We start from the raw sequence: 19,793 nt of genomic DNA, 5'->3' as shown, positions 1-19,793 counted from the left end.
TTTGAATCTTCTTTTGATGTTTCTGCAAGTATCGGATTAAAGTTCCAATGACTCAATTGACCGTAAATTAACGGTTTTGCGAAGAATCTCATCACCATAGTCAGAAAATATGAATGTCACAGGCGAGTTGCTTTGCGTTTCAAAAGCGACTGTCGTCGTCATTTTCACGCCGGGAGTGACCTTGCGTGTTGTGGAATAGCTATCATCGTCAAGATACGTGCTATGCAACTCAGTGCCGTCTTGGGTCGCGGAAACATCCATATAGTTCAGGAAAGCCCGGTATTTGCTTCCATTTTCGACATACCAGGATATGCGTGCGAACGCTATGTCATGATCGGCATATGAGGGGCTTGTCTTCTCAATGGAGTCTACGCGGAAATGCAGGGTGCTTTCGTCATAATCGGTTACGGATCCGTCTTCGTCGAAATTCGAAGCGTCCACTTGCTCGGGCTGAGGGACGGCCGCATAATCAATATGTTTCAAGGATCCTTCTATGTCGACTTCGTCAAAGGAAAACGCGGCGCGAACAACATTATGCTGCGAATAATTCATCAGCTGAACCACAACTGGTGAATTGGTGTCCGTAAGAACGAAACTGCTGGTGGTCTGCGAGCTTTTCTTCGGTTTCATTTCGGCGCCGGAGAACTCCGTGCGGTCGGAATCCTCGTTGGAAGTGAATGCAGGGGCAAGCTCGATGCCGTTTTGCATGACCATCAGATCTGCGACGGCATGAGGATACATCGTTTTCTTGCCGATGTTCGTGCAGGTGAGCAAAACCGTGAGCGTGGCGTCGCCGTTCAAATCCTCCGGACCTGTCTGCACGCCTTCGATGTTCACTTCCAATGCTTTTCCTCCGGTGGAGTAGAGCTTTCCAACGTCTTCGCTGACGGTTTCCTGTGTGGACAGCTCCTCGAACTGGCTTGTGGATCCATCGAAATCGGAGATGATGTTTGACATGCTGTCAGAAAGCATTCCGCCAATCGACGCTATTACAGCGATGATGATAACGATCTCCAAAACGGTGACGAAGCCGTTTTTATGGCGGCGTTGCTTCTTGTCGGAAGTGGATTGGAACTCGCGTGTGGCTCGTTCCGTTTGTATGCGCGGCGGATTATAGGGCTGCGATGGGCGTCCTTGCGGGTTCTGCGGGTTTTGCTGATTTTGCCGCAACGCCTGTTGCAAGCTTTGCTGCATGGACTGGGCATACCGCATGGTTTGCGTGGACCAGTCGTTCAACATGGTTTGGAGCGTGTCTCCTCGTGTGGACTGATCGCCTTGCGCCTGTTGAGATCTACCGTCTTGCTTGGATCGGGTGTTTTGTGGGGCCTGCCTGTCGCGCGATGCCTGATCGCTCTGCGCGGGTTTCACATATCGCCGCTGGACATAGGATTCACGCCGTGCATGGTCACGGTTCACCTGATTAGACAGGCGTTCGGCGTTGCTGCTGGGATCGATGTAATCGGAACCCTTGAATGGGTCGATATAGTCGTTGTTGTTGAGTAGGCCCATGAAAGGCTCCTTCTGGTCAGTCCCTTCCATGAGCAATTGTATCGAAAAATCAGCCTCGAGGAGAGCCGAACATCGAATTGTAGATGATTGCGAAATTACGATTGCCGTAAGTCGAACAGGCGTCGCCTTCGCCGACTCCCGCATCCAATGCGGCTGCATTCGGCTGATAAGGCGTGTAAATGTACAGCAGTGCAGTCGCCTTGTTTTCGATGTACACGTTGCTGCCACCGCAGCTGGCGTCCGGATTGTATTGAATATAGTTGAGCGTGCCCGCATGGTATCCATAGCGATCCTCATGTTGCACGTAATACTGGTAGCGTTTCGCCGCGCCATACACCTGTTTGAAAAAACCTGCATATTCCGGGTCACAGTTCGCGTCGTCCGGGCAGCTCAATCCCATGGCCGACTTGAATTGGAAGTCGCTTGGATCGGTGGCGGTAAGCAGATGCTGCTCCTTTTGCAGCACGGTGAGCAGCACTTTTTGACTGATGTCGCACGCCTTTCCCGACTTGTAGATGATCGCCGCGGCGCTTTCGTTCGGCTCTCCCTCATATGCTTCGCAGTATTCGTTGGCGGGTTGCGATTCGGTGCTAAACGTCATGGATTTCAAGCATTTCTCGCCGCTGCATGCGGCACCCTGTTTTTCGATGATGGCGTTCACCTGCTGCTCGCTCAACGCGTTCCCGTTGAAGAACAGACCATCTGAAATGATGTTGCCCGGATTGAAATCGTATTGCGTCTGCAATTGTTCCTGCGATGCGACCGCTTCATCCACTTGCACACGCCAACCGACGAATCGCACCAATCCAACGATCAACGCGAGCGCGACGATACTGGCTATCAGTGTTTCGCCGACTATGAGGATGCGTTTTGGGGTGTTTGCTTTTTTCCAGGCGTTACGGAGTTTGGTGAGGCTTGGCTGCTTGTTTTTCTTGGGTTTGCGGTTGTTTTTTGCTGTGGTGGTTGTTTTGCGTGTCATCGCGCGTCATTGTATCGCGTTTGGCTTATCGTTTGTTTGACGATTGATTCGTCAATCGATTGACGTGAGAAGCTTTAATGACAATGCGAGTTTGGCGAGGCGTGGGGAGTTCGAGGGGCTATGGAGGAGAAGTGTATGGCGAAGAGTGATGTGGCGAAGGAACGGTTTTTCAATCTGCCTGTGATTGTGCTGATCTCGCTGAGTTTCATGCTGGGCATGAGCGAGTTCATTGTCGTTGGCGTTCTGCCGGATATCGCGGCTGGCTTGAAGGTGTCGGAGGTGACGGTCGGCAATCTTGTGTCGCTGTTCGCGTTCGTGTATGCGCCGGTCACGCCGCTCGGATCGGCGCTGTCGGCTCGTTTTCCGCGTTTTGCCACGCATCTGACGCTGGTTGGGGTGTTCCTTATCGGCAACGTGCTGTGCGCGTTCGCGTCGAATTATGGCGTGCTCGTGGTGGCGCGAATTCTCATCGCGCTGGTGTCCGGCACGCTGGTGGCCATTGCCATGACGTACGCGCCCGATGTAACAACTGAACAGTACCGCACGAAGTTCATCGCATGGGTGTTTTCCGGCTTCTCCATCGCATCCGTGGTGGGTGTGCCGGTTGGCACGTGGGTTGCGAACACGTTCGGCTGGCGTTGGGCGTTCCATTTGGTGAACGTGCTCACAGTGGTGCTTATTGTGCTCATGGTGATGGTGTTGCCGCGCAACAGCCGTATTGTGAAGATTGGTTTTCTGCCGCAGTTCCGCCTGTTTTTCGACCGTCGTATTCAGTTGGGCGTGCTTGCCGTGGTGTTTGGCGCGGCGGCAACTTACGTGTTCTATACGTATCTGACGCCGATCATGCGAGACGAAGTGCATGTTCCCGAACAGTATTTAAGCGTCGGCCTGGTGATTTTCGGCGCGGCCTGCCTGTGGAGCAACCTGTATGGCGGCAAGCTTGCCGACCGTGGCGGGGGAGTGGAACCACTGACGCATATTCGTCCGATCTACTGCGCGCACGCCGTGCTCATGGCATCGCTGATCGTAACGCATTGGGTGCCGGTGTATGGTGCGTTGCTGCTGGTGGTGCTTGGCATGTTCATGTATCTGCAGAATTCCGCCTCGCAGGTGCTATATATGGATGTTGCCTCTCAGTCGCATCCGGGATCGCTGAATCTGGCCGCATCGCTCAATTCCATGTCGTTCAACATCGGCATCGCGGTCGGCTCCGCGGTTGGTGGACTGGTCAACGCCCATTTGGGACTGATGTGGCTTGGCCCTGTGGGCGCGATCTTCCTGCTGTGTGCGGTTGGCACCACAACCCTGCTGCGCCCGTTCGCAGCTCGAGAACGCGATTTCTACGCCAAACAGCAAGCCTGATGGCATTTGGTCGGGTTTGAACGAGCGGTTTCTGAAAGCGGCAAAGTTATAGAAGTTTTATCTGTAATTCGTTGAGATTGCGGAAAGCGATTAGTGGACTGCGATGTTGGCGGGCTGGGCAGTGGACCCGCCGACTTGCGGAGCGTAGTCGGCTAGATCGATTACGCGATCGCAGGCGTCCCGCGTGTCCGGATCATGGGTTGCCACCAGCACGATCATGCCTTGACCGGCCAGATTGCCGAGCACATGGCTTACGGAATGTGATGTACGCGTATCCAACTGGGCGGTCGGCTCGTCGACCAGCAGCATGTTCGGCCTGGAACATACCGCACGCGCGAGCATAAGACGCTGCGCCTCGCCTCCGGACAAAGCGCAGAAACGCCTGTCTGCCGCATATTCCAGATCGAACAGTTCCATCGCTTCCAAAGCCTTTGGTTCCGCTTCGCGGCGGCTCATTCCCTTGGCGAGCAGTGGAAACACCACATGGTCGAGCGCTGTGCGTTCCGCAACACCATACGGATTCTGAAACATCCATCCAACACGATCCACACCTTCTCGCGTCACCGTGCCAGCGTAAGGCTGCTCCCATCCTGCAAGAATCGACAGCAATGTTGACTTGCCGCATCCCGACGGACCGCATATCGCAATGGTCACACCAGGTTCGGCCACGAAACTCAAATTCTCGAACAGCAGATCGGTTCCCTCAAATCGATGAGCCAACCCCTCAACCGCAACGCGCATAGCCAACCTTTCACGAGGCAATCACCTTACCGATGCACCCTTGCCAATCATTTGTAGTCCCCTAATCGCAACCACGCAACATCCACCCTACCTCATTTGCGTATATGCAAGTAAGTTTTTCGGAAATGCCGCCTGCTATGCACATTATCATGCGGTGCTACACTCGTTGTGATACATTAGTACGGGGGTGAAGATGGTGACTTCTTGGATGTCATTTTGCAAGACTTGCGTTCTTGCCGTCGCATTGTCAATGCTTTTGGCGGGATGCTCAATTAATGGGGATGCCACAGGCGCATCTTCTGATTCTGCCACATCGGAATCATCATCCGAAAATGGGTCGGCGGGCGGACAGAAATTGGCGGCGTCGTTGAGTGAATGGATTGAACAGCGGGAATCGCAAGGTAATATCGCTGAATCGCAGAAAACGATATTGGACAAAGCCAAAAGTACGGGTGAGATTTCGACGTCGGATTATGAGAAAGCCTGGTCTGATTACCGGCAGTGCATGATCGACAAAGGATATAAGGAAATCAAACTCATCAAATATCCGAGCGGACTCTATGCCGAAGCTGGACACAAACAGGGGACGACCATTCAGGAATCCCGATATTCCGATGATTCCACGGAATGCGGCGATGAGTATGTTGCAGATGTGCAGGATGTGTACGGCATTATCGTGGGCAATCCGAATCTGTATGCCGATCAAGCGCAAGCCGTGGTCGATTGTTTGCATAGAGACTCGCTCGTGCCGAAGGACTATACCGTAAGCCGGTTCAACAAGGAGTTTTCCGGAACGGATGGCAATACTTCGTTTGACATGCAGAACCTGCAAGTGCGCAGTTGCCTTGTGTCGAACGGCTACAACGTGGGATATGCGACCGACGATACGGAACAGTTGTGGTGAGAAGGTAAGTGATTCCAGGGGAATTATGGTGATGTGTTCGCTGATGGTGCTTGTTGGCTGTGAGTGAATGGGTATATGTGAGTATGACGCGACGATTCGGAATGAGGCAAAGGACGGGCGGTAAGCGTTCGAAGTGCACTGCTGTGACTTGGACTCTGCTGGCGGCTGTCACGGCAGCTTGTATTGCGGTCGGATCCTGCGCATTGTGGCTGCCTGACCGCACGCCGACATTACTGAGCTCGGCGGTGGAGAAGACCGTGGCTCCCGCCAGTGTGCAAGAATATACGGGCATGCAGCAGGTTACTGTGGTGCCCACCATTTCCAGTGACCGTGATCTTTCCGGCAATGCGAGTGGCATGGTCACCGCGGACTGGTCCGGCGACGGCCTGATCTCAGGCAAAGGCGCCTACCAGGTGAACGATCGCACGGTAGTGGCGTTGAACACCGCAACCCCCTTGTATCGCGATTTGAAGACCGGAGACATCGGCGGCGATGTGCTCGCCCTGAATAATGAACTCAGCTTACTTGGCTACAACAGCGTTCCCGGATCGGATACCTACGGGTGGGCCACATCGGACGGGTGGAAGCAGTTGATGGCCGACAACGGTAATACGTCGGATGGATCGTTGTCATTGGCCGACACATTGTGGATTCCCGAACACGAAGTCGCAGTTGCCGAGTGGAACGCAACCGCCGGATCCATGGTGACGGGCGGCACCGCAATCGGCAAAATCCCCGGATCATTGACGAAACTCACCATCAAAAACGGCACTGCATCCGCGCAGGAACGTTCGTTGACGATATTCGGCATTACGGGAACATTGCCAGCCAATACCACTGAAATCACGGATGCCGGGTTCCTGCAACAAGTCGAAGCGAACGACAGTTACCAATCCGTGGACGTGGAATCCAGAAAAGCGGGATTTGACGCCACTTTGGCCTTGAGCGAACGGATGCGAGTGCTGCGCGTTCCCGCCGGCGCGGTATTCGGCATCAACGGTTCAACCGGCTGCATCGTGCCCGCATCCAACAATCATGGCAGCACTCCCGTGAAAGTGTCGATCGTGGGAGGCGAACTTGGCGTGAGCCTCGTGCAAGCCGACAGCGAAGACATCGCTTCGATCTCCAATGTGGAAATCGGCAGCGGACTTAACAATCTCACCTGCGAGTAGGCGATTATGCGATTACGATCGGTGCTTTCCGAAGCGTTGCGCAATATTGGCGCGGGAGTGAGTCATGCGCTGCTTATGTTTGCAGCGGTATTGTTCGCGTCTACATTGCTCGGCGGATATGAGGCCGCCAATGTGGTGGGGCTCGAAACCGAGGCGGTGCAACGCATCAACGCCTATGCCGACGTTGGCGCCATCGTTGGGGGAACGGTGGACGGAGCCGCATGTGACAGGCTCGCCGACGCTGGCGGCGGTGTGATGGGCACCTTGGCCGGTGCGATGCGTGCCGGTCAACAGATTGTGCCGCTTGCCACGCCCGGCAAGGATATATCGTCGTATGAAGTGACGCCCGGCATGATCAGGATGATCGCCGGGAGCGCGAAGTCCGATGTGTCCGGCGTGTGGGTATCTACCGACGTGGCCAAGGATTTTGGTCTCACCAAAGGCAGCGTAATGCAGACCGAACAGGGAACGATGAGCGTCGCAGGCGTGTTTTATTGGCCGAACGATGGTCGTGACACGCGATTCGCCTACGCTCTCCTTGTGCCCGTATCTGCGTCGAATGGCACGTTCGACGAATGTTGGGTCAGACAGTGGCCGCAAAGCGGGCAGACGGAGGATGTGTTGTTTTCCACGCTGGTTGCGTCGGGTTCGTCATCCAATGCCGGCGTGACGCAGGTGAATAAGAGTTTCGATTCGCATTACGATGCGCAAGCTTCGTACGGGCAGCGTATGACTCGTTGGATGCCGTGGCTGGGATTGGCTGTGGGGCTGATGTTCGGCGCGTTCGGCGTGCGTCGTCGTAGATTGGAATATGCTGGCGCATTGCATTCAGGGCAGTCCAAAGGTGCGCAATTGCTGGAAATCGCTGTGGAAACGTTGATTTGGAGCGGCTTGGCGTGTGCCTCTTCGGCCGCGCTGTTGGGTGCGTATTGCGTTCGCATGAGCATCGCCGATTCAATGACCGTATGGTTGGGTGCGATGCGCGCGCCATGTGCGATATTCGCTGGAGTGATGGTATCAAGCGTGCTCGTCGGTATGACGATACATGAAACGCAGTTGTTCCGTTTCTTCAAGCAACGCTAGACACCGCTAACCATGGTTCGATTGAGGATGATTTCATTAGGTTCTATTGCCGTCGATACTGGAAAACCGCAAGTATCGACGGCAATGGAATGCGAAAGATGATGATGCGTTAGCTCAACGCTTTCTTGATGCGCTGCAGGCTGATCGGCTTCGGCGTGCCGAGTTCCTGCGCCCACAATGATACGTAGAATTCCTCAAGCATCCAACGTGCGGTGACCGCCTGCTTCATCAACGCCTCATGACGCGGACCTGCAGGCTCACGTTCGGCCTTCGCCATGGCCTTGTCGGCCAACTGCTTGGCCTCATCAGCCTCCCAAGCCCAACGCACATCACGATTCTTGTCGTTCTTCGCCTTACCTAAACGAAGCACGTCAGCATGCAGATACCGTTCAATCGGCGCCAACGCATCCGGAGGAGTCTTACCAATGAATCCCGGATACACCAGCGTGGCGATATGCTCACGAATCGACTGCAAAACGCTCAACATCGGCAGATCGGCCTTGCCTGACACGGCTTTATCAACCTCCGCATACCGCTTCAAAATAGCGATCACATCATGCGCAACCGCATACACGGTATCTTCGAACACTTCACGTACATCAAGCACCGCATTCGCCAACGCCTCATCATCCGGCAATTCGTCAACATTCGGCAGCAAACGCTTCACCGCAGCCAACTGCAGATCCTCAGTAAGATCCTTCGTGGACTGATATGGTGCGGACGCCAACATCAACGCCTCCGCACCCAACCAACGCGACGAAATACGCTCGCTCGGCATACGCAAAACATCAAGTGCACCGCGCCACAGCATGGTGGAACGAGCTTCGGTAGTGGCACCAGCCTTATGCAGCAGATTGGCCTGCTCCACAAGCTTGCCCTGATTTCCAGCGTTTTCCGCCTGCTTCTTCACCATCTGCCGTGCGGAAGCCTCGGCTTGCTCCGCAAACTTGCGCTGCAACTCCACCAACGATTTGCCCGAGCCAAGCACCTTGACAGGGCCCCGCGCATGACGCCTGCCATGCTGACTCTTGCGACTCGGAGGCAACTGCTGCTCCACAGAGAACGTCACGCGCAAATACGGCATGAGCTTGCTCCACAATTCACCAGTCAACACTTCAGGGTGAATCTGCGCGCCAACAATGCTGATTGCCGCCTGCGTGAACGTATGAGGCAAATCCGGCCACGCGGCCACACCCTCCGCATTGGTAGGAGCAAGATTCGGCTTCTGCTGGTTACCGGAACCAGGCAGATCCGGATACCTCTCATCAATCCACGCACGAATCTTACGAGCCGTATCAGGAGCGGGAACAAACTGCACGCGCAACGTCTTCGGCAACGACTTGATCATGCCGACAATCAACTCATCCAACAATCCGGGAACATTCCACGTGAACTGTTCCGGTGTCAAACGAGACAACACCTTCAACGGCACATGCACGGTCACGCCATCGTTTGGATCATGCGGATCATACACATAACTCAACCGCAAATCGATAGGGGAGCCGTCCGTACCCAACGTATGCCAATGATCCGGATAATCAGCCAACGACACTGACTCGGCATCAGCAAGACGCTCCACCTTCTCCGGATCAAAATCCAACAAATCCGGCTGCTCATCATGCTTTGACTTCCACCATTTCGCAAGATCCGCAACCGACGTGACAGTATTGGGAATCACCGAATTATAAAAATCGAACAGATCCTCATCACTGACCGCCTGCGCCATCTGACGTGTGCGACTCGCATCGTCGGCGGCGTCCTCCAGCACATCGCGATTCTTCGCAATGAAATCGTCATACGAGAACCGCTGCTGAATATCGCCCTCGACCAAACCCTGACGAATCAGAAAATCACGGGCCTCCAGCGGATTGATACGACCCCACTGCACCGTACGATCCTGCACTATCGGCAAACCATACAACAGTACCTTCGCGCTCGCCACCGCGGAGCCACGCGAGCCTGACCAATGCGGATCCGCATACGTGGTTCGCGTCAACGAACCCGCCAACGGTTCAGCCCAAGCGGGATCGATCTGGGCGGAATATCGCGCCCACAAGCGGCTCGTTTCCACCAACTCCGTGCTCATCACCCATTGCGGTGTCGACTTGGCGACCGCGGAAGCCGGGAACAATGCGAAATGCGTGCCACGCGCACCCTGATAATCATTCTTCGCCATCTTCTGCGCACGCTTCATGGCACGCGCACGGGCAGCGCCCTTCAAGCCAGCGAAATCAGATGCCTTCGGTTCACGCACGATCTGCATGCCCATCATCGACAACAAGCCCGAAAGCATCGACGTATGAATACCCTGCGCATCCCACGAACAACACAACGAATGCGCAGCCTGCTGATTCGACGGAAGCTGACGAATCTCAAGCGGCGGACGCGAAGCCGGAATCGGATCGCCAACCTTGAACTTGAATTCCTTGCACATCTCACGCAACTGCGTGACCAGATCCTTCCACTGACGGATGCGCAGCCAACTCAAATACTCAGTCTTGCAAATCCTACGAAGCGCGGAATTGCTCGGCTCGCCATCAGCTTGGAACACGCGATCCCACAAGTTCAACGCGGTCAGAAAATCACTGGACGGATCGGCATACCGGTTATGAATGCGGTCGGCCTCCTCACGATTCTCATCCGGACGTTCGCGGGGATCCTGCAAACTTAGGAACGCGACCACCACCAGCACTGCGGCCAACGTGTTCGGCGTGGTCGACTTCGCAGCCTCGATGATCATACGGCCCAAACGCACGTCGATCGGAATGCGTGCAAGCATGCGACCCGTGTGCGTCAGCACAACCTCGCCATGCTTGCGCGCCACGGCCTTCAACTCGGTCAACTCATTGAAACCATCAGACACCGCCTTCATATCAGGCGGATCGATGAAGCCGAAATCCGTAACATCCTGCGCGGTACGAGCCACACCCACCGACAGCATATGCAATACGACCGCACCCAACGACGTGCGCAGAATCTCAGGCTCCGTGAATTCCGGGCGCGTCTCGAAATCCTCGCGAGAATACAAGCGAATCGCAATACCATCTGCAATACGGCCGCAACGACCCGAACGTTGGTTCGCGCTCGCCTGACTGATCGGTTCAATCGGAAGCCGTTGCACTTTCGCGCTCTTCGAATAACGTGAAATACGAGCGGTGCCAGGGTCGACCACATAACGAATGCCCGGCACCGTCAACGACGTTTCGGCCACATTCGTAGCGATCACAATACGCTGATGGTCATGCGGCTCAAACACGCGATGCTGCTCCTTGGAGGACAACCGCGCGAACAACGGCACGATCTCAATCGCATCAGGACGACGCATATCAATGGCACGCGGACCATAATGATGGCGCAGCGCATTCTCAAAATCATGAATGTCGCGCTCGCCCGAGGCGAACACGAGAATATCGCGCGGTCCACGGTCATGACTCGAATGAATCACCAACTCGGCACAGGCGCGCGCCACCGCCGTCGGCATGTCAACGTTCGGCTCGCGGGAATCCTTCGCGTCAGGAGCGGCCGACAACGTTTCATAGTCGGCATCGCCCGGCATCGCGCCAGTTTCAAAACCGGGTACGGAACGCATCAACGCGGGAGCGGTGCCCAGCGGCTCATACACGACCTGCACGGGGTAGGTTCGTCCCGAAACCTCGATAACCGGCACTTTCGTATGCAAAGCGTGCTCGAAATGCTCCTGGAACTTCACCGAATCAATCGTCGCCGACGTGATTACCAATTTCAGGTCACGTCGTTTCGGCAATAGCGCAGTCAAATAACCGAGCAGAAAGTCAATATTGAGACTACGTTCGTGCGCCTCGTCGATAACGATCGTATCGTATTGCATCAGTTTCGGATCGCGTTGAATCTGCGCCAACAGAATACCGTCGGTCACCACGCGAAGACGGGTCTTCGGTGAGCTCTCATCGGTGAAACGCACCTGATAGCCGACCTCGTCGCCCAAACGCACGCCCATCTCCGCGGCGATACGTTCGGCCACGGTACGAGCGGCCAGCCTACGCGGCTGCGTGTGCACAATCTGCCTGCCATGCGATCCACGGCCCAATTCCAACAGAATCTTCGGCAGCTGCGTGGTCTTACCGGAACCCGTCTGACCAGACACAATCACGACTTGGCTCGACTTCACCGCCTCGGCAATATCGCTACGTGCAGCGGAAACCGGCAGTTGGGAAGGATATTCGAATTTCATGCCTTCATAACCTCGATAACGCGGAAGCCCTTCGAACTCGCGTACTTACTTACCTCATAACCATCGCCAAGCTGCGTGGCAAGCCACGGAATCAACGAATCCGACCCCAGATTCTTCTGCACCACCAAATAGGCGGTACCACCCGCATTCAAACGCGGCAGCCACGTCATCAACAACTCATGCAGCACATCCTTGCCAACACGAATCGGCGGATTCGACCAAATCAGATCAAACGTCATATCCGAAGGGATCTCATCGGCGGTGACCGCATGAACGTTCCTCACACCATTGAGCTCGGCATTGCGACGCGTCAGATCCAACGCGCGTTCATTCACGTCCAACGCCCAAATATCAGCCTTCGGCGAAGCAAAACCAAGTGTCAACGCAATCGGGCCCCAACCGCAACCCAGATCAAGGAACGTACCCTCCTCAGGAGGCTCCGGAGCCTGACGAAGCAGCACGGACGTTCCCAAATCCACGCGATTGCCGGAAAACACGCCATTGGAAACCTCAACATCGGCCTCATTGCCTCGCAACACAACATGCAGCCTCTTACGTACATCCTTCGACTGCGGATCAGCCGCGAAATACTGTTCGGCCTGTGCCATACCCACTCCTTGCAAACGCTCGCCTCCGGCATCACGCAAGCCGCGCTCATCCACGTGGCGAATGCCCGATACCCATGTCTCTAGAGAATGATGATAATAAAGACACCATAGTTTAACCGTGAGAGGTGCCATTGAGCCAAGAAAACGACATCGAGCATAGCATGAGCGCCAACGACGTGTCAGGCGTGCTCGCCGACCAGTCCGAGGTGCTGCTTGATACCAACGGCGAGAACCATTTCAACGAATCCCATGACGAACAATGGCAGGAACGCGAATCCCGCAATGCGTTGAAGCATGTGTCCGGACTCGGCGAAATGCAAGACGTCACCGAAGTCGAATACCGAAAAGTCCGCCTCGAACGCGTTGTGCTCGTCGGCGTGTGGTCCAGCCGTGAAACCACACAGGCACAGGCCGAAGAATCATTGAGAGAACTTGCCGCGCTTGCCGAAACCGCCGGCGCCGTGGTATGCGACGGCCTGCTGCAGCATCGTATCAAGCCGGACGCAGCTACATACGTTGGCTCCGGTAAAGCCCGCGAACTCGCCGGAATCGTGGCGCAAGAGGAAGCCGACACCATCGTTGTGGACGACGACCTGCCGCCAAGCCAACGCCGCGCCTTGGAAGACGCCACCAAAGTGAAGGTCGTGGATCGCACTGCCGTGATCCTCGACATTTTCGCCCAACATGCGACCTCACGCGAAGGCAAAGCCCAAGTGGAACTGGCACAACTCCAGTACATGCTGCCACGACTGCGAGGCTGGGGCGGATCACTGTCGCGACAGGCAGGTGGCCGCGCCGCAGGAGACGCGGGCATCGGCTCGCGAGGACCTGGCGAAACGAAAATCGAAATGGACCGCCGTGTGATCCGAAGCCGCATCGCCAAACTCCGCAAACAGATCGAACAGATGGCTCCCGCGCGTGACGTCAAACGTGGCGCTCGCCGTCGTTTCGGATTGCCGACCGTTGCTGTGGTTGGATATACGAACGCGGGCAAATCGTCGTTGACGAATCGGTTGACCGGATCAGCGGAATTGGTGGAGAACGCGCTATTCGCCACATTGGACACCGCAGTGCGCAGGGCGCGTGCCAAAGATGGACGTCAATATGCGTACGTCGATACCGTCGGGTTCGTGCGTCGACTGCCTACGCAGCTGATTGAAGCGTTCAAATCCACGCTGGAGGAGGTTTCCGAAGCCGATCTGATCGTGCATGTGGTGGACGGATCGCATCCGGACCCGTTCTCGCAAATCGACGCGGTCGACGATGTGCTTTCCGACATCGACGGCGTCGAAACCATTCCCACGATTATCGTGTTCAACAAGGCCGACCGTATGGATGAGGCCACACGCGAGCGTATCGAGGCGTTGATGCCGGAAGCGTACATCGTATCGGCGTTTTCCGGCGAAGGCGTCGACGAGCTGCGTATGCAGGTGGAATCCATGCTGCCGACGCCGAACGTGCATGTCGAGGCGTTGCTGCCATACACTGCCGGTTCGCTGGTGTCGCGCGTACGTGAATACGGCAAAGTGATCAACGTCGAATACCGTGACGACGGTATGATGCTCGAAGCGGAAGTGGACGATCATTTGGCTGCGCAAATCGTGGAACAGTCAATCGGCTGAAAACCTTGCAAAACAGTGCAACGCAACGAACACAGCGTTTGTGAGCGCTCACATCTTTTGTGATGCATATCACTTTTCATTATTTGCAAGTCGTGTTATAACGCCTTGAAACGTCATGCTGTGTGGATAAAGTAAAGATGAAATTCTAAGAGAAAACCTGCTACCAGCGGGACATTCTTTCTTATAAGAGAGGTAAGCACATGGTGGATTCACCAATCAAGCCCACAAAGCTCGCTATCATCGGTGCCGGTGCAGTCGGCTCCACTCTCGCTTTCGCTGCCGCTCAGCGTGGCGTCGCACGTGAGATCGTGCTCGAAGACATTGCCAAGGAACGCGTCGAAGCCGAAGTACTCGACATGCAGCACGGCTCCAGCTTCTTCCCGACCGTGTCCATCGCAGGCTCCGATGATCCGGAAATCTGCCGCGACGCCGACATGATCGTCATCACCGCAGGTCCGCGTCAGAAGCCGGGTCAGTCCCGTCTCGAACTGGTCGGTGCCACCATCAACATTCTCAAGGCCATCATTCCTGGCCTCGTGAAGGTCGCTCCGAACGCCATCTACATGCTCATCACCAACCCGGTTGATATCGCAACCCATGTTGCCCAGAAGATCTCCGGCCTGCCGGCAAACCAGGTCTTCGGCTCCGGTACCAACCTTGACTCCGCACGTCTGCGCTTCCTGATCGCCCAGCAGACCGGCGTCAACGTCAAGAACGTGCACGCCTACATTGCTGGCGAACACGGCGACTCCGAAGTGCCGCTGTGGGCCTCCGCCACCATCGGTGGCGTCCCGATGTGCGACTGGACCCCGCTGCCGGGTCACGCTCCGCTCGACGCCGAAGTTCGTGAGCAGATTCACCAGGACGTCAAGAACGCCGCCTACAAGATCATCAACGGCAAGGGCGCAACCAACTACGCCATCGGCATGTCCGGCGTTGACATCATCGAAGCCGTCATGCGCGACTCCAACCGCATCCTGCCGGTGAGCTCCATGCTCCACGACTTCCACGGCATCTCCGACGTCTGCATGTCCGTGCCGACCCTCCTCAACCGTTCCGGCGTCAACACCGCCATCAACACCCCGGTGTCCGACCGCGAGCTTGCAGCCCTTACGCGTTCCGCAGAGACGCTGAAGGAAACCGCTGCCCAGTTCGGCTTCTGATAAAAACGCGGTAACGGAGTGCTAGCTGCGTTACACGGAATTCGACGTACCTCTGTACGCCTTCATTCCGTGCGCCTTGCTGTCACATGCGTTACCGCGTTTTTTATTGTTTTCTGGCGGTAACGGAGTGCCAGCTGCGTTACCGCTTTTTGGTTGCTTGGGTATTGACAGGCGATTGATCAGTCGTTAGACTGCAAAAAGAAATAAAGGAAACCCCGGCCTATGGCTGGGGTTTCTTGCGTTTTGAGAGCAATGAAAATGGTATTGAGAAACAATTTCAATAAGTTTCTTAATCGGGCTGAAAGATTAAGCATATGGCACATGACCACGCGCACGGATCGATAGCGAACACAGGAGCGGAACATCAAAAACGGCTCATGATGTCGCTCGGTCTCACCTCGACGGTATTCATAGCGGAAGTCATCAGCGCGGTCATCACAGAATCGTTGGCGCTGCTCGTTGATGCCGGACACATGCTCACCGACATGTCCGTACTCATCGCATCAACCGTCACCGCAATACTGATGCAACGCAAGCCCAGCAACAAACGCACCTGGGGCTGGGCAAGGCTCGAAGTGCTAACAGCGGCAGTCGGAGCCCTCATCCTCCTCATCGTAGGTATCTATGCGCTTGTGGAAGCCGGCATGAGACTTTTCGGCGGATCTGCCGACGAAGTAAACGACGTGCGATTGCTGCTCTTCATGGGCATACTCGGCCTCGCGGCCAATATCGGATCAATCTTTATCCTCGCATCGCAAAGCGAAGACAACATGAACATGAAAGCGGCATTCCTTGAAGTCATGAATGACGCTTTAGGGTCCGTTGCCGTAATCGTATCGGCAAGCGTGCTCATCTGCACCGGCTGGGCCGGATTCGACGCTGTGGCAGGTGGCATCATCGCACTCATGATGATCCCGCGAGCCATCAAACTGTTGCGCAACGCGGTTCGCGTGCTTCTCGAAGAAACCCCCAACGGTCTTGATCTCGATGAAGTGCGTTCCCACTTGGAACAAGTGCCGCATGTTGTGGCGGTACACGACATCCACGCGAGCATCGTATCCACAGGCATGCCGATCTTCATGGCGCATGTTGTGGTCGAACAAGGACTCACCATGAAAGAAGCGGCGGAAATACTCGCACAACTACAAGATTGCCTGCGCGAACATTTCCCCGTATCCGTACCTCATACCACCTTCCAACTCGAACCGGAAGGATACAGTTCGACCAGCAAATCCGAAATGCATTCCTAAACATTCTTAAATGACCGGTGCGTTTACCGGAAAAGAATCGCGCACACAAAGATGGAGTCTTTGTTTATGGCTTCATCTTTGTGGGCGCGATTTCAATGGCGTTGAATAGTCTAACGTCAGATTTTGCGGAGCACGGTGACCACCTTGCCCATGATCTCAGCATGCGTGCCATCGATAGGGGAGTAGGCGGGATTGTGCGGAATGAGCCAGACATGGCCATGATCCTTGCGGAACGTTTTCACCGTGGCTTCATCGTCGAGCAGCGCCGCCACAATATCTCCATTTTCCGCGGTGTTCTGCTCGCGTACCACCACAAAATCACCATCGCAGATAGCCGCGTCAATCATGGAGTCGCCATGCACTTCAAGCATAAACAGATTGCCGGTGCCAGTGAGACGTTCCGGCAGACGCATCACATCGTCCACATGCTGCTCGGCGGTGATGGGCACGCCTGCCGCGATGCGTCCCACCAAGGGGACATCGCGGGAAGCCATGATGGATCCGCTGGAATCAGATTGGCTCGGGAATGGGATGACCTGCGCTACTTTGCCGGGCGAAACCTCGTCATCGTCGAAACTCACGACTTCGATGGCTCTGCCCTTGTTCGCGTTCATGCGAATGAAGCCCTTGTCGTCAAGCACTTGCAACTGGTGTTTGACGGATGACGGACTTTTAAGCCCTGCGGCTTCGCCGATTTCGCGGAATGAGGGAGCGAACCCCTGCTCGACGAGATGTTTTTTGATGGCGCCAAGCACCTTGCGCTGACGGTCGGTCAGCGTGCTTTCATCCGGACGCTCGGCATCCTTTTTGGGCGTGAATGGGACGGTGCTCACGGTGGGCTCCTTTCAGGTCTTAGGCAAGCATAACGCGAAACGCCGAGAAAATCAAACATCTGTTCGAGGTGTGTCTGCAATTATCGAACATTTGTGCCATACTCAGAACATGCGTTCGATAGAACAGCTGTTCGAGAAGGAGTGGCGTGATGGATCGTGTGCCGAAGGCTCATGGCGTTGATTTCAAAGTCTGGGCGGATCGACTGGCCGTAATCATGATGCTGATGGTGCTCGCATGGTGTTTGGCTGGATTGATGATGCCTGCACGCGCGCAGTCAGATCCCGGAGCGACGCCGGTGGTGGTATATACCGTCCAGCCGGGCGATACGTTGTGGGGGTACGCTGCGCGTATTACGCCTGATGGTGGCAATGTTGCGGATACTGTGGACGAGCTGGTACGACTGAATAATCTGGATTCAGTATCGCTTCGGGCCGGTCAAAGACTTATCGTTCCCGACGAGGTATGAACCCGCGCAAGATTGGCCTAGTTCAATGGTTCAGGCTATTCTTGACACCATGCATTGCCCTTTTTGTCAGAATCCAGATACCAAGGTGGTCGATACCCGCATCAGCGATGACGGCCATTCCATCCGCCGTAGGCGTGAATGCCCGAAATGCTCCAAGCGTTTCACCACGCTAGAGACCACTATGTTGTTGGTGGTGAAGCGTTCCGGCAACGTTGAGCAGTTCGATAGGAACAAGGTGATTTCTGGTGTTCGCAAGGCATGCCAGGGCCGTCCGATCAAGGAAGACGATTTGAAGGCTCTTGGCCAGCAGGTCGAAGAGGATCTTCGTGCCCGAGGACTGGCTCAAGTCAAATCCGACGAGGTCGGCAGGGCCATTTTGAAACCGTTGCGTGATCTTGATGAGGTCGCGTATATGCGATTCGCCAGTGTATACCAGAATTTTGAGAATCTTGAGGATTTCCAGAACGCGATCGACGAGCTGAAGGCCGATGCGCTGAAGTAGGTTCGAACGGTTGCGAACGCATATGATAATGCGTTTGTTTTGGCTGAAATGGACTTGGTAGCGCAAAACTGGGCGATTACGGCAAACGGCATTAGGGTTCATGCATTGTGGGGGTTCCAGCCAATAAGTGATTGGAACCCCCACAATGCATTCGTATCGTAGTGGCGTTTGCCGGATTGGGATCGTCAGCTGATCACACGCATACGGATCGTGCCTTCGATGGCTGCGAGTTCGTCCAAAGCCTTCTGGCTGGGGCGCTGGGCCACATCGGTGACCACATAGCCGATTTCGCCTTCGGTGCCCAGTGCCTGTGCCGCGATGTTGATATTCTCTTCTCCGAGCACACGGTTCACCTTGGCAAGTACGCCAGGCAAATTCGCGTGAAGATGCGCGATGCGGAAGTTCGAACGAATATCAGACAGTGTGATCTGCGGAAGATTCACGGACAACATGGTGGATCCCCTGAACCAATAATCCTCAAGACGCTGTGAGACGAACTGTCCGATGGACTTCTGGGCTTCAAGCGTAGACCCGCCAATATGCGGGGTCAGAATCATATTGTCTTCATCCGCAAGGCTCGTCAAAAACTCGTCGCCGCTCTTCTTCGGCTCGACAGGGAACACATCCACTGCGGCGCCCGAAATGTGGCCGGAGTCCAAATGCTTCTTCAGAGCGTCCAAATCAGCCACAAAACCGCGGGAAAGATTGATGAAGATCGAATCCTGCTTCATATGCGCGAACTGGTCCTCACCGAAGAAACCGGTATTGGACTTGCGGCCATCGACATGCAGTGTGACCACATCGGACTGTTCGAGCAGTTCGTTCAGTGTAGAGCAACGATGGGCATTGCCCATGGCAAGCTTCTCTTCAATGTCGTAGAACACCACGCGCATGCCAAGTGCCTCGGCGATGACGGAAAGCTGAGATCCGATATTGCCGTAGCCGATGATGCCGAGCGTCTTGCCTCGCACTTCATGAGAGCCGGAAGCAGACTTGTCCCACATACCGTGCTTCATATGATGGGTGTGCGCAGGAATGCGGCGCATCAGGCAAATGATGTCGCCGATAACCAGTTCCACCACGGAGCGAGTGTTGGAATATGGGGCATTGAACACGGCGATGCCGTGCTTGCCCGCATAGTCGAGATCGACCTGATTGGTGCCGATGCAGAAGCAGCCGACGGCCGTGAGCGTCGGACGTGCGTCGATGACTTTGCTGGTCACGCTGGTTTTGGAGCGAATGCCCAGCAGATCAACGTCTTCCAAGGCGTCGATGAGTTCATCTTCGTTGAGGGCGCCCCTGAGGCACTCGACTTCGAAGCCGTGGTCACGCAGTGACTGTGCCGCGTCAGGATGAATATTTTCAAGTAACAATGCTTTAGGCATGGT

General features: G+C 55.3%; 16 protein-coding genes. 9 read left to right on the top strand and 7 right to left on the bottom strand.

All coding sequences use genetic code 11. The features are described from left to right. Positions 1–36: 36 nt before the first annotated feature. Both BBPC_RS06510 and BBPC_RS06505 read right to left on the bottom strand, forming a co-directional pair. Entirely contained in the window at positions 37–1,509 is a 1,473-nt protein-coding gene (locus BBPC_RS06510) for a DUF5067 domain-containing protein (protein WP_022244697.1), read from the bottom strand. Positions 1,510–1,558: 49 nt separating this feature from the next. Continuing rightward, on the bottom strand, positions 1,559–2,488 hold the full coding sequence (locus BBPC_RS06505) for a hypothetical protein (protein ID WP_004220668.1): 930 nt from the start codon (positions 2,486–2,488) through the stop codon (positions 1,559–1,561). A 135-nt stretch (positions 2,489–2,623) separates the two neighbouring features. On the opposite strand from BBPC_RS06505, the gene BBPC_RS06500 reads away from it, so the two are divergent. After that, positions 2,624–3,850 carry an MFS transporter gene (locus BBPC_RS06500; RefSeq protein WP_033524075.1) on the top strand — a complete coding sequence of 409 codons (1,227 nt, stop codon included), beginning with the start codon at positions 2,624–2,626 and terminating at the stop codon, positions 3,848–3,850. Between the two features lie 90 nt (positions 3,851–3,940). On the opposite strand, the gene BBPC_RS06495 is transcribed toward BBPC_RS06500, so the two are convergent. Beyond that, positions 3,941–4,591, bottom strand: coding sequence for an ATP-binding cassette domain-containing protein (locus tag BBPC_RS06495; RefSeq protein ID WP_004220664.1), 651 nt, complete (start codon positions 4,589–4,591; stop codon positions 3,941–3,943). A 367-nt stretch (positions 4,592–4,958) separates the two neighbouring features. Between BBPC_RS06495 and BBPC_RS09945 the strand changes: the two genes are divergently transcribed. The 3 genes from BBPC_RS09945 (at position 4,959) to BBPC_RS06480 (ending at position 7,750) form a co-directional block, all read left to right on the top strand. Further along, on the top strand, positions 4,959–5,495 hold the full coding sequence (locus BBPC_RS09945; protein ID WP_033524074.1) for a hypothetical protein: 537 nt from the start codon (positions 4,959–4,961) through the stop codon (positions 5,493–5,495). Positions 5,496–5,638: 143 nt separating this feature from the next. Further along, positions 5,639–6,667 carry a hypothetical protein gene (locus BBPC_RS06485; RefSeq protein ID WP_174767721.1) on the top strand — a complete coding sequence of 343 codons (1,029 nt, stop codon included), beginning with the start codon at positions 5,639–5,641 and terminating at the stop codon, positions 6,665–6,667. A 6-nt stretch (positions 6,668–6,673) separates the two neighbouring features. Continuing rightward, a complete protein-coding gene (locus tag BBPC_RS06480) occupies positions 6,674–7,750 on the top strand; it encodes a hypothetical protein (protein WP_004220657.1) in 1,077 nt (358 codons plus the stop codon). A gap of 109 nt (positions 7,751–7,859) precedes the next feature. Here BBPC_RS06480 and hrpA read toward each other — a convergent pair whose 3' ends face one another. Together hrpA and BBPC_RS06470 are read right to left on the bottom strand one after the other, a co-directional pair. Then, entirely contained in the window at positions 7,860–11,960 is a 4,101-nt protein-coding gene (hrpA, locus tag BBPC_RS06475) for an ATP-dependent RNA helicase HrpA (RefSeq protein ID WP_004220654.1), read from the bottom strand. Then, complete coding sequence (locus BBPC_RS06470) at positions 11,957–12,568, bottom strand: class I SAM-dependent methyltransferase (RefSeq protein WP_022244693.1); 612 nt, start codon at positions 12,566–12,568, stop codon at positions 11,957–11,959. Before BBPC_RS06470 ends, hrpA begins: the two co-directional genes overlap by 4 nt. A gap of 161 nt (positions 12,569–12,729) precedes the next feature. Between BBPC_RS06470 and hflX the strand changes: the two genes are divergently transcribed. The 3 genes from hflX (at position 12,730) to BBPC_RS06455 (ending at position 16,603) form a co-directional block, all read left to right on the top strand. Then, a complete protein-coding gene (hflX, locus tag BBPC_RS06465; protein ID WP_095279809.1) occupies positions 12,730–14,190 on the top strand; it encodes a GTPase HflX in 1,461 nt (486 codons plus the stop codon). A 200-nt stretch (positions 14,191–14,390) separates the two neighbouring features. Then, positions 14,391–15,353, top strand: a complete 963-nt coding sequence (locus tag BBPC_RS06460; protein WP_004220646.1) for an L-lactate dehydrogenase — start codon at positions 14,391–14,393, stop codon at positions 15,351–15,353. Between the two features lie 314 nt (positions 15,354–15,667). Further along, complete coding sequence (locus BBPC_RS06455; RefSeq protein ID WP_004220645.1) at positions 15,668–16,603, top strand: cation diffusion facilitator family transporter; 936 nt, start codon at positions 15,668–15,670, stop codon at positions 16,601–16,603. Positions 16,604–16,719: 116 nt separating this feature from the next. On the opposite strand, the gene lexA is transcribed toward BBPC_RS06455, so the two are convergent. Beyond that, positions 16,720–17,436, bottom strand: coding sequence for a transcriptional repressor LexA (gene lexA, locus BBPC_RS06450; RefSeq protein WP_004220644.1), 717 nt, complete (start codon positions 17,434–17,436; stop codon positions 16,720–16,722). 215 nt (positions 17,437–17,651) lie between these two features. Between lexA and BBPC_RS06445 the strand changes: the two genes are divergently transcribed. Together BBPC_RS06445 and nrdR are read left to right on the top strand one after the other, a co-directional pair. Further along, positions 17,652–17,903, top strand: coding sequence for a LysM peptidoglycan-binding domain-containing protein (locus BBPC_RS06445; RefSeq protein WP_117501900.1), 252 nt, complete (start codon positions 17,652–17,654; stop codon positions 17,901–17,903). Between the two features lie 49 nt (positions 17,904–17,952). Then, positions 17,953–18,405 carry a transcriptional regulator NrdR gene (gene nrdR, locus BBPC_RS06440; protein WP_033524138.1) on the top strand — a complete coding sequence of 151 codons (453 nt, stop codon included), beginning with the start codon at positions 17,953–17,955 and terminating at the stop codon, positions 18,403–18,405. Between the two features lie 185 nt (positions 18,406–18,590). On the opposite strand, the gene serA is transcribed toward nrdR, so the two are convergent. Further along, a complete protein-coding gene (gene serA / locus BBPC_RS06435) occupies positions 18,591–19,790 on the bottom strand; it encodes a phosphoglycerate dehydrogenase (protein ID WP_022244691.1) in 1,200 nt (399 codons plus the stop codon). Positions 19,791–19,793 lie beyond the last annotated feature (3 nt).

Source organism: Bifidobacterium pseudocatenulatum DSM 20438 = JCM 1200 = LMG 10505, assembly GCF_001025215.1.
Taxonomy (GTDB): Bacteria; Actinomycetota; Actinomycetes; order Actinomycetales; family Bifidobacteriaceae; genus Bifidobacterium; species Bifidobacterium pseudocatenulatum.
This window is presented reverse-complemented; position numbering and strand designations above follow the sequence as displayed.